Below are 14,577 nucleotides of genomic sequence, written 5' to 3'. Positions count from 1 at the left end.
ATAGCAAGGACGAGCATCGCGTGCCTAAAACTTGGACAAGGCTTTGGATAACTCTCTGTGTTTCACCTTCTCTCTTGCTACCAGCAATATGGGTTCCACAGATGTTATCCGCTAGCCTTGGTTCATAAAAAAAGTTAGTCCGCGACATACTAAAGCAGAAAGACTCAGTAAAAATACTGGCTAATATGGGAAAAGTTATTGGAATCGATTTAGGCACTACCAACAGTTGCGTCGCAGTTTTAGAGGGCGGTCAACCACTGGTGATCTCCAATTCTGAAGGCGGACGAACTACTCCAAGTATTGTGGGATTTGGCAAGAGTGGCGATCGCTTGGTTGGTCAATTGGCAAAGCGCCAAGCCGTAACTAATGCCGAAAACACAATTTACAGTATTAAACGATTTATCGGGCGACGTTGGGAAGACACTGACATAGAACGCGATCGCGTCCCCTACAACTGCATCAAAGGTCGAGATGATACCGTCGATGTTCAAATTCGCTCAAAAAACTACACACCACAAGAACTATCCGCGATGATCCTGCAAAAGCTCAAGCAGGATGCGGAAAACTTTTTGGGTGAAGAAGTCACTCAGGCAGTGATCACCGTACCAGCATATTTTACAGATGCTCAAAGACAAGCCACTAAAGATGCTGGCACGATCGCCGGATTAGAAGTCCTACGAATCATCAATGAACCAACAGCTGCGGCTTTAGCTTTCGGATTGGAAAAGCAAGACCAAGAGCAGCTAATTTTAGTATTCGACTTGGGAGGCGGGACTTTCGACGTATCGATCCTGCAACTTGGGGATGGCGTTTTTGAAGTTAAGGCGACTTGTGGTAACAACCACTTGGGTGGAGACGACTTTGATAATGCGATCGTGCTTTGGATGATGGAACACTTCCAGCAACAGGAGAAAATCGACCTTTCCAAAGATAAGATGGCACTGCAACGCCTACGGGAAGCAGCAGAAAAGGCCAAAATCGAACTTTCTAACATGATGAATACCTCCATCAACCTGCCATTCATCACAGCTGATGAAACCGGCCCAAAGCATTTAGAGATGGAACTCAGCCGCTCTAAATTTGAGGAACTGGCACTTAATTTAATTGAAGGTACCATTGAACCAATGATCCAAGCGCTCAAAGATGCGGATCTCAAACCATCAGCCATAGATCGGATTATTTTAGTAGGTGGTTCTACTCGTATTCCCGCAGTCCAAAACGCGCTGATTAAATTTTTCAATGGCAAAGCTCCCGATCGCTCTATCAACCCTGACGAAGCGGTAGCATTGGGAGCAGCTATCCAAGCAGGGGTATTGGGTGGCGAAGTCGATAATCTCTTGCTATTGGATGTCACCCCCCTGTCTCTAGGAATAGAAACCTTGGGTGAAGTGTTCACTAAAATTATTGAACGCAACACCACAATTCCTACAAGTAAGTCACAAATTTTTTCCACAGCAGTTGATGGGCAAACCTCGGTAGAAATTCATATTCTCCAAGGTGAGCGGGCAATGTCACGAGATAACAAGAGTCTCGGCAAGTTTCTACTAGCAGGAATTCCCCCATCGCCCCGTGGCGTGCCGCAAATTGAAGTATCCTTTGAAATCGATGTCAACGGCATCCTGAAGGTTTCTGCCCAAGACAAAGGCACAGGTAGAGAACAGAGTATCAGGATTACCAATACAGGTGGTTTAAGTAGCAACGAAGTCGAACGGATGCGCCAAGAAGCCGAACTGTTTTCCGAAGAAGACAGAAGACGTAAAGAACTGGTTGAACTCAGAAACCAAGCAGATAATCTGTTGTTCACTTACGAATCCACCATCAAGGATAATGGCAACTTTATCGGCGACCAGATGAAGACTTTGGCTAGTGAAAAAGTTTCACAACTCCAAGCGGCAATGGTTGACTCCGGCATCTCCACTCTAGAATTTAAGCAGCGCCTAGACGACTTCCAACAAACCCTGTTTGCAATTGGTGCTGATGTCTACAATCGAGCTAACAGCCAAAGTGATGAGATTGAGGAGGCTTCGGCTAGTCTCTTGACCCCAGAAGTAGACTCACCAATGAACGGTACGCTGATACCACAATTCAACTTTGATTTTGACGAAGAAAGTACCGCACAGGTGGATTATGAGGCAATAGATTAGGGAATGGATATGGGGAATGGGGAAGAAGCAAGGGAGCAGGGAGCAGGGAGCAGGGGGACAAGGGGGACAAGGGGACAAGGGGACAAGGGGACAAGGGGGAATTATTGAATAAGTCTCTCCCAAGTTTCCCCCCTCTACCTTGTCTCTTCTTCATGCCCAATTCCCAATTCCCAATCCCCAATCCCCAATATCCTAAGTTGCAGATTTTTATTAAGACATTTTAAAATATTTAATATTGATTATAGATTTAGCGAAGTTTCACAAGACCCCAGGGGTTTGCTAGATTGTAGAAGCAAATTACTGCTAGGCAGTATGCCGATTCAAATGCACTTCCATTGCATAAGGGTGGTTTTCCACACCGAATGGTGCGGCTAGCCCCTCTGGTTAATGGGCGGGGTTTTCCTCTACTACGTAGCACAATTGTAAAAGAGACAACCGACTCGGCAGTGATGAAGTTTGAGCAGAGGACTTCCCTACTCATAACTTCTTTAGCTTTTGTCGTCTTCCACGAGGAAAGCACCTGTTGCTCAAGATTTGTCGGTGATTTTTGTAAAAGGTAAAGGGTAAAATCAGTTATTAACAAAAATTAATTTTACTTTCTGCCTGACCTCCGGCAAGCTGCCCTTTAAAGGATAGTGTGTTGCTCTTACATATATGTAAAGCAAACCCCTTTTTGTAAAGTAGCAAGTGACCGTGAGTGACGTTCTGCTGACTTCTGCTTTCTTCCTTCTAACTTTTACCTTTGCTATATGGCCCGCGACTATTATGAAATCCTGGGTGTCTCTCGTGACACCGACAAAGAAGAACTCAAACAAGCCTATCGCCGTTTAGCCCGGAAGTATCACCCAGATGTGAACAAAGAACCCGGGGCGGAGGATCGCTTTAAAGAAATTAACCGCGCTTATGAGGTACTCTCAGAACCCGAAACCCGCGCTCGTTACGATCGCTTTGGGCCAGAGGGTGTGTCAGGTGCTGGCGCTGGCTTCCAAGATGTCGGCGATATGGGTGGTTTTGCCGATATCTTTGAAAGTATCTTTAGTGGCTTTGCTGGCGGTATGGGTAATCCCACGCAACAAAGACGGCGCAGCGGGCCTGCGAGGGGCGACGATCTGCGGCTAGACCTGAAGTTAGACTTTCGGGAAGCAATATTTGGCGGCGAAAAAGAAATTCGTATTTCCCATTTAGAAAATTGTGAAGTTTGTAGCGGTTCTGGTGCTAAACCGGGAACGCGCCCCCGCACTTGTTCGACTTGTAGCGGATCGGGTCAAGTCCGCCGTGTCACGAGAACGCCTTTTGGCAGTTTCACTCAAGTCTCGACTTGTCCAACCTGTAATGGCACAGGGATGGTAATTGAAGATAAGTGTGATGCCTGTGATGGCAAGGGCGCAAATCAAGTTACAAAGAAACTCAAAATTACCATTCCGGCTGGGGTGGATAATGGCACTCGCTTGCGGATTTCTAGTGAAGGAGATGCCGGTCAACGTAGTGGCCCTCCTGGGGATTTGTACGTTTACTTGTTCGTAAATGAGGACGAAGAATTCCAACGGGATGGCATTAATATTCTCTCGGAAATCAAAATTAGCTACCTGCAAGCGATTTTAGGTTGCCGATTAGAGGTAGATACGGTAGATGGCCCTGTAGAATTGATTATTCCAGCCGGAACTCAGCCAAATACGGTGATGAAGTTGGAAAATCGCGGCGTACCTCGCTTAGGTAATCCCGTCAGTCGTGGGGATCACATGCTGAACGTATTAATTGATATTCCCAACAAAGTCACCCCAGAGGAGAGGGAACTGTTAGAGAAGCTGGCTAAAATTAAGGGAGATCGCACTGGTAAAGGCGGTCTAGAAGGTTTTTTGGGAAATTTATTTAAGTGATCGAGTCCTCTTCTGTTTTAACTCCCGATGCTCAACTTGATTTACGTGGCACTCCTTGCCCGATTAATTTTGTGCGGACAAAATTACGTTTGGAAAAAATGCCATTGGGAGGTTTACTAGAAGTCTGGCTAGACCCTGGTGAGCCGATTGAGCAGGTTCCTGACAGTCTGACTATGGCAGGTTATCAGGTTGAAGAAATTACAGACTGCGCTGGTTATTTTTCTCTGTTAGTGCGCCGTCCAGTTGCTAGCCAATGACAGATGCCGCAACTGGACAGTTATTGGGTACGGTGGTGGCTGTACAGGCTAATTTTTACCGAGTACAGCTGGATCAAAAACAGGGGGAGATGAGGGAGATGGGGAATCAAGATTCTCATCTTCCTTATCCCCCTCTCCTCCTCTGTACTCGCCGGACACGCCTGAAAAAAATTGGACAACAGGTAATGGTAGGCGATCGCGTTGTGGTTGAAGAGCCAGATTGGGCTGGAGGACGCGGAGCGATCGCTGAGGTGTTACCCCGCCAAAGTGAATTAGATCGTCCTGCGATCGCCAATGTCAATCAAATCCTCTTGGTATTCGCCGTAGCCGATCCGCCTTTGGAACCTTATCAACTGAGTCGGTTTCTAATTAAGGCTGAGTCTACTGGCTTAGATGTGCTTTTATGTTTGAATAAAAGTGATTTAATTTCAGAGCAAGAACAGCAAAAAGTTAGCGATCGCTTACTCGGTTGGGGCTACCAAGCGATATTTATCAGCGTTAAAGATGGTATAAATACTGACCAAGCAGGCAGATATTTGAGCAATAAAATTACTGTAATTGCTGGGCCTTCTGGGGTTGGTAAATCCAGTCTGATTAATTCGCTAATTGATGCCAAGCTGCGAGTCGGGGAAGTTTCTGGCAAATTAGCTCGTGGTCGTCATACCACTCGCCATATAGAATTATTTGAGTTACCTAGCGGTGGTTTACTGGCAGACACCCCCGGCTTTAATCAGCCGGACATGGATTGTATACCAGAAGAATTAATCCATTATTTCCCAGAAGCTAGAAAACGGTTAGCAGTTGCTAGCTGTCGGTTTAGTGATTGTCTGCATCGAGACGAACCTGAGTGTGTGGTGCGGGGAGACTGGGAACGATATGAACATTATCTAGAATTTTTGGATGCTGCGATCGCTCATCAAACACAACTACACCAACAAGCCGATCCTGAATCCACCATGAAGTTAAAAAGCAAAAGCAAGGGCAAAGGGCATCAATACGAACCCAAGCTAGAAAGCAAAAAATATCGCCGAATTTCCCGCAAGACTCAGTTACAAGACTTGCAGGAATTATATCGGGATGAAGAATAAGGGGTGCAATAGACCTCTTGCAAAAGTGCTTTTTGCACTCTTAGGGAAAAGGGTAAAGGTTAAAGGGTAAGGGGACGATACAGAACTTTTTCCCCTTCCCCCCGCCCCTTACCCCCAGAGGGGGCCCCACCTTCCCCTTTTCCCGACTTATGCAAGAAGTCTAATGTCTACGATGGGCTGGGCTACGCCCTTCTATGGAAAGGGTTGTCGCCATAGTTTGGATACAAACAAAAAAACTATTTTGTCTGAGGAATTACGTTTTTTAATCCAGAAGAAGCAAGCCCAGAGTCAAATTAAGTGAGCGATATAAAAATTCAATTTATATGAAGAAATATAAATTTTAAGTAGAAAGAGGGTGTGTTATGCAATAGATTAACGCACCTTGAATTGTTGATGGTGCATTATCTGAAAAATTGGCAGAATGCTTATGATTAGCAGGTATTGAACCTGAGTAAATATTTTCAATACAAAATTATACAATAAACAAATAAGCAGGTTTTACAACTAGTTAACAATAAAAGGCAGTGGAAGCACAACAATGTTGTACTCTCACAAACACTGTATAGAACTCAATTGAAAACTATTTTTACGATTCCCATAAAGTCTTAAAATATTGTTAATTTCAGCCAAACCTCTCGACCTTCAACTTACAAGTATCACCCCAAAATCACTATGTCTATCGGCTACGTCGCGCTTGTACTCCACGCACATCTGCCCTTCGTTCGTCACCCAGAAAGTGACTACGTGCTGGAGGAAGAATGGCTCTATGAAGCCATCACTGAAACCTACATCCCCTTATTGAAAGTATTTGAAGGCTTAAAGCGAGACGGTATCGACTTTAAAATCACGATGAGCATGACACCCCCTTTGGTGTCAATGCTCCGCGATCCTCTGCTTCAAGAACGCTATGAAGCACACTTAGCCCAACTAGAAGAACTTATACAACTAGAAGCAGAACATAATGTCAATAACGGACATCTTCGTTATTTAGCCGAACATTACGCTACTGAGTTTAGCGAAGCGCGTCAGCTATGGGAACGTTACGACGGGGACTTGGTGACAGCTTTTAAAGGGTTCCAAGACAGTAACAACCTGGAAATCATCACTTGCGGCGCTACCCACGGCTATTTACCGTTGATGAAAATGTATCCAGAGGCGGTGTGGGCACAAATCCAGGTAGCCTGTGAGCATTACGAACAAAACTTTGGACAAGCACCCAGAGGCATTTGGTTGCCGGAATGTGCCTACTATGAAGGTTTAGAGCGGATGCTAGCTGATGCTGGGTTACGCTACTTCCTCACAGATGGGCATGGCATCCTTTACGCCCGTCCCCGTCCGCGCTTTGGTACTTATGCGCCAATTTATACAGAAACTGGTGTTGCTGTTTTTGGTCGAGATCATGAATCCTCCCAACAAGTATGGTCTTCTGAGGTAGGCTATCCTGGGGCGGCAGAATATCGAGAATTTTACAAAGATTTGGGCTGGGAAGCAGAATATGAGTACATCAAGCCCTACATTATGCCCAATGGACAACGGAAAAACACGGGCATTAAGTATCACAAAATTACGGGGCGTGGCTTAGGGCTGTCAGATAAGGCACTGTACGATCCTTATTGGGCTAGAGAAAAGGCAGCAGAACACGCTGATAACTTTATGTATAACCGAGAGCGGCAATCCGAGCATCTCTATGGTATAATGCAGCGCCCGCCAATTATCGTTTCGCCTTATGACGCAGAGTTATTTGGACATTGGTGGTATGAAGGCCCCTGGTTCATCGATTACTTATTCCGCAAGTCGTGGTATGACCAAAAAACATATCAAATGACCCATTTAGCAGACTATTTGCGAGATCAGCCAACGCAGCAAGTCTGTCGCCCTTCCCAGTCGAGTTGGGGTTTCAAAGGTTTCCACGAATATTGGTTGAACGAAACCAATGCATGGATTTATCCGCATTTGCACAAAGCTGCTGAACGGATGATTGAAATCTCGCGTTTGGAACCAGAGGATGAATTGCAGTGGAAAGCCCTTAACCAAGCAGCGCGGGAACTGCTATTAGCACAATCTTCTGACTGGGCATTTATTATGCGGACGGGAACAATGGTACCCTATGCAGTTAGACGGACGCGATCGCACCTGATGCGGTTCAATAAGCTCTATGAAGATGTGAAAGTCGGCAAAGTTGACAGTGGTTGGTTGGAAAAAGTCGAGTTAATGGATAATATCTTCCCCGAAATTAACTATCGCGTCTACCGTCCGCTATAGTTTCACACAAAGTAATCAACATTAGTAGGGTGGGCATTGCCTACCCTATATTAGTAGTGAGGAGCGTTTATTTTACCAACAACAGAGCAAGCCTTAGCCTGTGTAAGGGTTTGTCAAATGCTGTCAAATCTTTATAAAGACATCCGCTTATTTCGATTTGACGATCAAACTGGACAGGTTTACATCCTGGCTGGAGATGAAGTTCAAATCATCATTTTGAGTAATGGTATTTGGGATTTTGTCAATGAACCAGAATTATGAGCAAATGAGTTTTACAGAATTGAGAGCTTATGTCGTGGAAAACCGCGAAGACACTGAAGCTCTACGTTTTTTGATGAGCAAACGTGACCCTAATTCTAAAGGCTATCCTATGCCTGTTACTGAAGCTGATATGCAAGCCCAGATGGAAATCATCAGGCGTAAGATTAACGGAGAGCTTTAAAATTATTGTCCAACTTTAGTAAGCAAGAATCGGGTGGGTGTTATTTCCCTACCTTAAAGGCTATCTGGATCAATATTCAATTCTCGAAGTTTAGCAGCTAATCTTTGCGCTTTCTCTTCTGCGGCTTGTCGTGCGGCTGCTTCCTCTTCATGAGTTAAGAGTGTTTCACCAGTCGCTGGATTGTAAAAACGCAGTTTTCCTGCTTCTAGGCGTAACTCTAGCCCCAAAACTTCACTGGGTAGAGACACTGTACCATCTGGTAAGGTATTAGTTGCCACAGGAAAATAATTCCCATCGACCAAGTGTAAACCCTGGAGTTGGGGATTGAGATAATCGCCTGTGGGGTCATATTGGAAATATTCACGCACTCCCAGAAAGGCGTAAATTCCTTTCTTTGCACCTTGGTCTTTACTGCGGGTGGTTTTTGAGGTAATCTCTAGAACAAAATCTGGGGTTTGATTATTTTCTTCCCAAGTTTTGTAAGAGCGTCTGTCTCGGTTTTCTACTCCAAACACCACAAATACATCTGGAGCGACAACTGATTCTGGATAACCTTTTTCGTAGTAAATAAATAGATTACCAGCAACGTATACATCTGGGTGATTTTGGAAATAAATTTCCAGCACAGTGGTAGCGTATACGAGACACTTACGCTGTAAATCACCTTCAGCCATTGGCTTACCGTCCTCATCTGGGTATTCAATTGGGGTAACGGGGATATATTCTACTGAGGTTGTCATGGGTAGTACCTCAACTTAACTAGGGCTAGATTCAATAATATCGCTGCTTAATCTTCTTTTTCCTCGCCAGCATTTTCTAACTCACATTCTGCAAGCAGATTATTAATACTTTCAGGAAAATCCCCATTCTCTACTTTTTTGCTAAAAACTTGATAACAATCTTTTTTATCGCCTTCTTTCCGAGGATAACCTAACCAAAGAATAATAATGATTTTTGGCTCTTTGAATGCTCTAAAAAATAATCTATATCGTTCAGGTAGCCCCATCTTTTTGAGACGGCTATACTTTTGCAAAGGTTTTTGCAAAGCAAAATGACTAGCAAAAGGGTCTTGAGGAATTTTTTCTTTAATCCCAATATTCAATGCTTTTAAGAATTTGACATCTGAATGTGTAATAAATTCTTCTTTAGGTAACTCATTTTTTAAAACACGAACCCTATTACGCAATTCTACCCATTGTTCGTTAAACAATGGGTAGAAAAAAATCTGCCAACCATTACAAGTAAATGCAGCCATTAATCTATAACTACATCAGCCAGTAAATCATCCATTTCCTCGCTCATTTCTTGGGTATAAGGAACGAGTTTAGAAGGATTTTGCATAGCATCCTTCATCAGAAAGTCAAGAAAAAGGCTCATCATAATGCCCTCATCTCCATCAGCTTCATCAACATTATCAGTTTCTAATCTAACTAAGAACGTATTATCAGATAGCACTTCAATATGGCCTGAAGCATTAGCTAAATGGGGATAATCCTTAGAGAATGCGCGAGGTAAGCGAAACCCATCTTGATTTCCTACCTTTGCATGAGTTACGGGATAACTTTTTACAGCCATGAGCTAATTCCTAAGTAGGAAGATACTAGACATTTAAATAGAATACCTAGACACTACAAATTTGATGTGAGAAGTTACGGTGTGTTATAACAACTGTTATAACTTACAACTAAACTATAACAGATTCCCTAAAAAAAGACTAGAAGTTAATATAAGAATTTTTGATTAAGTAGATATACTTTTAAAGTAAATTGCATATCGAGACTTCAACATTTTTGAGGAATAAACAAGCTCAAACCCATGCACGGTAAGGCAAATACACCAAATGCTCAAAAATGGCTCAAACCCAGATATATCAATAAACCAAGCGAAACGATGTTAAAGTCTCTCTGTATATAGGCTTGAGGCTTTTTTCTTGGTGTTTTTTGTTTAAGTCCCAATATTAACCTCTGAGTGCTATATGCAGACTTGGAAGCATAACATATAAAAAAAGACAGGCAATATGCCTGTCCTATAAGAAATGATTTAGCAAAGAATTTAGAAATTCATTTCAGCAGCTTGAACTTTTTCAACCTGCTTCTTCTTCAGCACAAGCATAACTTGAGCCAACATTACAAGAGCGACGAATGCAATCATCCATTTGACTCTAGAGGAATCTTGCAGTACGATTTCTGCATCTATTTGACCGAATCCTCCGACGTTGGGGTTGTTGGTCAAAGCATCACCAGTCTTAACTGCTTGCCCTTCAGAAACAATCAGGTCTGGCCCTAAAGGAACTGTATCAACGACAACATCACCAGATTCAGGTTGGATGTTAACTAGATATTTAACGTTACCGTCTCCATCTTCCTCTTTGGCAATCTTGGTAATTGTGCCAGTAGCGGAAGCGTTGTAAACACCATTGTTACTTTTTTCGCCAGTGGGATAAACTTGTCCGCGTCCCCGATTACCACCTACGTGAACTGAATATTTACCGAAGTGGATGTTTTTGTCTGTTGCGGGGTTGGGAGAAAGAACTGGGAAGATGATTTCCTGATACTGTTCACCAGGTAAAGGGCCGACGATGACGATATTTTCTTTGTCTTCGCTGTAGGGTTGGAAGGCAGTGTCGCCAACTTCTTCTTTAAGTTCCTCGGAAATCCGGTCTTCGGGGGCAATCTTAAAGCCTTCAGGTAGCATCAGTACAGCACCGACGTTCAAGCCAACCTTGGAACCATCAGCACCAACTTGCTGGGCGCTAAGATCGTAAGGGATTTTCACCACGGCTTTGAATACAGTGTCAGGTAGTACCGCTTGAGGAACTTCCACTTCTGTAATCTTGGCTGCTAGGTGACAGTTGGCACAAACAATCCGCCCGGTTGGTTCGCGGGGGGTTTCGGGATAGGTTTGCTGTGCCCAAAAGGGATAGGCGGCAGCTGACTGGGGAAGAGCTAGATCGCTGGTCAAGTAAAATGTTACGGTAGCGATCGCAATGAGCAATGTTTTGACGATCGCTCTAGCACTGCGAGTTAACCTCGCTTTTAAGAAAACATTTCTCATCTCTAGTAAGGGCAACGATTGAATTTAGTCATTAGTCATTGGTCATTAGTCATTAGTCATTAAGCCCTGAACAAAGGACGAGTGACTAAGGACTAAGGACGAAATTATTAAGCCCACCAAGCTGCATCACCGGTGCGGAAGTCGGTTTCAGTCCAAGGGGTCAAAACGATTTTGTCGTCGCTTACATTGGCATGAGCCAAAGGCAGAGACAGAGGCGCAGGGCCACGAATAACCTTACCAGTTTCGTCATACTGGGAACCATGACAAGGACATTTAAATTTGTTCTCGGCAACGTTCCAAGGGACAACACAACCTAAATGAGTGCAGATGGCGTTAATGCCATAATCTTTGATCGCCTCTTTGCTATCTACCACAATATAGGTAGGATCTCCCTTAAGTCCTTGGACTAGGTTGCGATCGCCTGCATTCCGGTTTTCTAGAAATTTTGCGACGCTAACATCGTTACCTAGCTCATCTTTTGCCGTTACACCGCCACCAGCACCACCTGCTGCTGGTGGAATAAAGTAGTTGACAACGGGATACAATGCACCCAGAGCTACTCCAGTGACAGTCCCAAAAGTGAGCAGATTCATGAACTGACGACGACCCATATCGGGCACGTCTGCTGATTCAGAAAATTGAGCCATAATCTACGCGCTCTTTGTGTATTTTGTTAAGCATTTTGACAAAAGTACTTGTACTTGAGGAACTCTTGTCTAAGTCGAAATGCTAGCGCTCACAACGATGCCATACTTCTTTGTTCCAAGATATAAAAAGCATCTTTTCTGTTAGCATTACATTTCTTTATATCCTTATCATACTGGAGTCACGGAACTTAACATCATAACTAAATGTAAAATCTGATTGAGAAAAGCTATGACAGGACAGGAATTACGTCAGATGTTGCTTGATAAGTGGGGATATTCTTATGATGTCCAGTTCCGGCGGGCACAGGGCAAGATATTCTTGCAAGTCATGTGGAAATACGTTGAGCAAGCTTCTTTTCCCTTGAGTGAGGCGGAGTACCAAGAGCATCTTGACAGCATTGCTAATTATCTTCATGCCTTGGGTGGGTCAACGCAAGTACAAACATTTATTGCACAAACACGCGATCGCCCCCGACTCGGCAAAGCTGTTAGCATCCCTCTTGATTTGGGTGAACGTTCTTCGGAATGGATATTATGACCTGCTATTGCATTAATGTTAATCAATTTCTGAGTAATTACAGTATTTTTTATCCAAAAATACCTTAGTAAAAGATATTGAAAAATTGGAATAAACTCAAATGAGCCGCAAACCATTACTTGACCCAAATCGCTCGTATACTTTTAGCAATTACTTTGAGTTAGGGTTTGCCGTTGACGATTTAGTTGCTGAATTTGGTTATTCGCTTGAGCGAAAATTTATTGATTTACCACAATATTCTGGCACGTTAGACCGACTTAGCAACCTCAAACTTCGAATTGAGGAAGTCTTACCGTATGTAGATTTAGAGAACGAAGCTACACGCCGGGAAATACTAATTGCGCCAATAGTTACCGATTTAATTCACTATTCCCGCGCTAAATTACGAATTGAATACAATATCAAAATTGATAACCGACTTCAAGGAAATTTTGATTATTTCCTCAAAACACAAACTAATTTAATTGTGATTGAAGCCAAGCAAGCAGATATAAATAGGGGATTTACACAACTGGCAACTGAGATGATCGCTCTTGACAAATGGACTGATTCTACTCAAACAGAAATATTAGGAGCAGTAACAACAGGTAATGTTTGGCAATTTGGTAGATTATATCGACAGACACAGCGTATTGAGCAAGCAATCAACCTGTATCGTGTTACCGAAGAGTTGGAAATAGTGGTTAGAATTTTACTAACTGCACTCATTAACTAAGTTGAGATATTTGGGAATATAATTATTTACCTGTGAGTTTAACCAATCCAACACCACCGAAATAAAGCCCCAGAACTGCTCCTGCTAATAGACTTTGAGTTAGAGGATCAGTAGAAGGTGTAAGAACGGCTCCTAAAACCACTGCTCCCATGATTACGTAACGCCAACCAGAAACCATCCGTTCAGACGAGACAATATTTAAATTACCGAGCAATAATTGGATGATAGGAATTTGAAATGCTAAACCAGTACTGAATAACAGTAGCAGCACAAATTCAAAATATTTATCTATTGACCAAAGTTGTTCAACTACATCTGCTCCGTAGCTAATGAAAAATTTCAAAGCTGCGGGGATAAGGAGTAAATAAGCAAATGCTAAACCTGCGGCAAACAGTATACTAGAACCCAAAACTACAGGCCCTAGTAAACGGCGTTCGCGGCGAGTCAGTCCAGGAAGCACAAACTGGATAATTTGGTAAAGAATGAAAGGACTAGAAAGTACTAAACCAGTGTAGGCTGCAACTTTGAAGGAGACAAAGAAATATTCTCCGGGTGCAAGTTGGAGAAATTTTACTCCTTGTGCTGGAACCTCAAGCAGTTGGACAATCGGCTTCACGGCAAAGAAACAGCCAATAATACCTATCGCTACGGCAATCAGCGAATAGAAAATGCGCTGTCGTAACTCTTCTAGGTGGTCGAAAAGGGACATTTCGACTTCATCGGGCAACTCATTAAGAGGATCTGTATCTGAATTGCCATATCCTTCTGGGTCGATGTTGGGAACGTTTACAGTATCTACGTCTTGTAAAGGCGGCATGAGTCAGCTAGTAGGCAATATTTATAACTGAGTGCTGAGTAATGAGCAAAATTTTTCACTCAGCACTTTTAAATTAACACTCTTCATTATTTTATCTGGGGAATGCAGCTACCAAGATATGTTTTTGGATGCTGTGGGTTTTTTGTCCTGTTTTTTAGGGTTGCATCTGCATAAGTTAGTAGAAAGCCATCTTGTAGGCAATGCCTAACCTAAAAAAAGGGTGGAACTGATAATTTAGAAATCACGTCTCTGCGGCTAGTAGCCTGTAAAACTAGTTTTTGATGGTTTGTAGTAAACACTTTAGTGCAAGAATAAGGACTAAAATCCTTACTACAAGGTTGTCTACCCATCAATTTCAAGTTGATAGACTACTAGTAGTGCTGGGTAAATTCACACAACATTAATATTTAATACTCAGTTTTGAAAATCCGGTTCATCAAGGTGGCATCTATACATACATAGCGCAATCGGAAATTTTTCGCTGAGGTTGAGTATGAACCGGACAATTTGCTTTGTCTTAATGGCATTGCCTGTTTATTTATATAATGTTGGGCTAAGTAATGCTCTTAGCAGTGATGTGACAATTGTCAAAGAGCAACTTCCTACAATAGCTGGTCTAATTGCCCACAGCGCAAATGCTCCGTTACGGATATTGCCGTGGCAAATATCAGCTAGAGACGATCAAACAGAAGATTGTCTTAGGTTTGGTACTTGCAAAGATTGATACTAATTGAGA

16 protein-coding genes are annotated in these 14,577 nt (G+C 43.0%); 10 read left to right on the top strand and 6 right to left on the bottom strand.

All coding sequences use genetic code 11. From position 1 onward, the window contains the following. Positions 1-185 precede the first annotated feature (185 nt). The 7 genes from dnaK (at position 186) to RMZ41_RS02530 (ending at position 8,070) form a co-directional block, all read left to right on the top strand. Complete coding sequence (dnaK, locus tag RMZ41_RS02560; protein ID WP_322645008.1) at positions 186-2,144, top strand: molecular chaperone DnaK; 1,959 nt, start codon at positions 186-188, stop codon at positions 2,142-2,144. Positions 2,145-2,893: 749 nt separating this feature from the next. Beyond that, entirely contained in the window at positions 2,894-4,021 is a 1,128-nt protein-coding gene (gene dnaJ / locus RMZ41_RS02555) for a molecular chaperone DnaJ (protein ID WP_322645009.1), read from the top strand. Beyond that, the gene (locus RMZ41_RS02550; RefSeq protein ID WP_322645115.1) at positions 4,021-4,278 is read left to right on the top strand and encodes a sulfurtransferase TusA family protein; all 258 of its coding nucleotides are present in this window, start codon (positions 4,021-4,023) and stop codon (positions 4,276-4,278) included. The genes dnaJ and RMZ41_RS02550 overlap by 1 nt, the downstream gene beginning before the upstream one ends. Next, the gene (gene rsgA, locus RMZ41_RS02545) at positions 4,275-5,366 is read left to right on the top strand and encodes a small ribosomal subunit biogenesis GTPase RsgA (RefSeq protein WP_322645010.1); all 1,092 of its coding nucleotides are present in this window, start codon (positions 4,275-4,277) and stop codon (positions 5,364-5,366) included. Before RMZ41_RS02550 ends, rsgA begins: the two co-directional genes overlap by 4 nt. Positions 5,367-6,038: 672 nt before the next feature. Then, the gene (locus RMZ41_RS02540; protein ID WP_322645011.1) at positions 6,039-7,628 is read left to right on the top strand and encodes a glycoside hydrolase family 57 protein; all 1,590 of its coding nucleotides are present in this window, start codon (positions 6,039-6,041) and stop codon (positions 7,626-7,628) included. A 69-nt stretch (positions 7,629-7,697) separates the two neighbouring features. Further along, positions 7,698-7,889, top strand: coding sequence for a DUF6888 family protein (locus RMZ41_RS02535; RefSeq protein WP_409874714.1), 192 nt, complete (start codon positions 7,698-7,700; stop codon positions 7,887-7,889). Next, positions 7,873-8,070 carry a DUF6887 family protein gene (locus RMZ41_RS02530; protein ID WP_322645013.1) on the top strand — a complete coding sequence of 66 codons (198 nt, stop codon included), beginning with the start codon at positions 7,873-7,875 and terminating at the stop codon, positions 8,068-8,070. Before RMZ41_RS02535 ends, RMZ41_RS02530 begins: the two co-directional genes overlap by 17 nt. Positions 8,071-8,123: 53 nt before the next feature. Here RMZ41_RS02530 and RMZ41_RS02525 read toward each other — a convergent pair whose 3' ends face one another. The 5 genes from RMZ41_RS02525 to petC all read right to left on the bottom strand — a co-directional run bounded on the left by RMZ41_RS02525 (position 8,124) and on the right by petC (position 11,771). Further along, a complete protein-coding gene (locus tag RMZ41_RS02525) occupies positions 8,124-8,810 on the bottom strand; it encodes a Uma2 family endonuclease (protein WP_322645014.1) in 687 nt (228 codons plus the stop codon). Positions 8,811-8,857: 47 nt separating this feature from the next. After that, the gene (locus RMZ41_RS02520; RefSeq protein ID WP_322645015.1) at positions 8,858-9,325 is read right to left on the bottom strand and encodes a type II toxin-antitoxin system YhaV family toxin; all 468 of its coding nucleotides are present in this window, start codon (positions 9,323-9,325) and stop codon (positions 8,858-8,860) included. Continuing rightward, the gene (locus RMZ41_RS02515; protein ID WP_322645016.1) at positions 9,325-9,645 is read right to left on the bottom strand and encodes a hypothetical protein; all 321 of its coding nucleotides are present in this window, start codon (positions 9,643-9,645) and stop codon (positions 9,325-9,327) included. Before RMZ41_RS02515 ends, RMZ41_RS02520 begins: the two co-directional genes overlap by 1 nt. Before the next feature lie 477 nt (positions 9,646-10,122). Then, the gene (petA, locus tag RMZ41_RS02510; protein ID WP_322645017.1) at positions 10,123-11,124 is read right to left on the bottom strand and encodes a cytochrome f; all 1,002 of its coding nucleotides are present in this window, start codon (positions 11,122-11,124) and stop codon (positions 10,123-10,125) included. A gap of 107 nt (positions 11,125-11,231) precedes the next feature. Beyond that, positions 11,232-11,771 (bottom strand): cytochrome b6-f complex iron-sulfur subunit, encoded by a 540-nt coding sequence (gene petC / locus RMZ41_RS02505; protein ID WP_185585130.1) that lies wholly within the window; start codon positions 11,769-11,771, stop codon positions 11,232-11,234. 229 nt (positions 11,772-12,000) lie between these two features. Here petC and RMZ41_RS02500 point away from each other — a divergent pair, with 229 nt between their 5' ends. Together RMZ41_RS02500 and RMZ41_RS02495 are read left to right on the top strand one after the other, a co-directional pair. Further along, the gene (locus tag RMZ41_RS02500) at positions 12,001-12,309 is read left to right on the top strand and encodes a DUF3067 family protein (RefSeq protein WP_163928162.1); all 309 of its coding nucleotides are present in this window, start codon (positions 12,001-12,003) and stop codon (positions 12,307-12,309) included. Positions 12,310-12,409: 100 nt separating this feature from the next. Continuing rightward, positions 12,410-13,024, top strand: a complete 615-nt coding sequence (locus RMZ41_RS02495; protein ID WP_322645018.1) for a hypothetical protein — start codon at positions 12,410-12,412, stop codon at positions 13,022-13,024. Positions 13,025-13,046: 22 nt separating this feature from the next. On the opposite strand, the gene tatC is transcribed toward RMZ41_RS02495, so the two are convergent. Continuing rightward, entirely contained in the window at positions 13,047-13,841 is a 795-nt protein-coding gene (tatC, locus tag RMZ41_RS02490) for a twin-arginine translocase subunit TatC (protein WP_322645019.1), read from the bottom strand. A gap of 493 nt (positions 13,842-14,334) precedes the next feature. Between tatC and RMZ41_RS02485 the strand changes: the two genes are divergently transcribed. Beyond that, positions 14,335-14,565: a hypothetical protein gene (locus RMZ41_RS02485; protein ID WP_322645020.1), complete on the top strand. Its 231-nt coding sequence runs from the start codon at positions 14,335-14,337 to the stop codon at positions 14,563-14,565. The last annotated feature ends 12 nt before the right edge of the window (positions 14,566-14,577 follow it).

The sequence above is a fragment of the Nostoc sp. DedVER02 genome (genome assembly GCF_034530675.2).
Classification (GTDB): domain Bacteria; phylum Cyanobacteriota; class Cyanobacteriia; order Cyanobacteriales; family Nostocaceae; genus Nostoc.
Note: the sequence above shows the minus strand (reverse complement) of the source record. Positions and strands in the feature narration are given on the sequence as shown.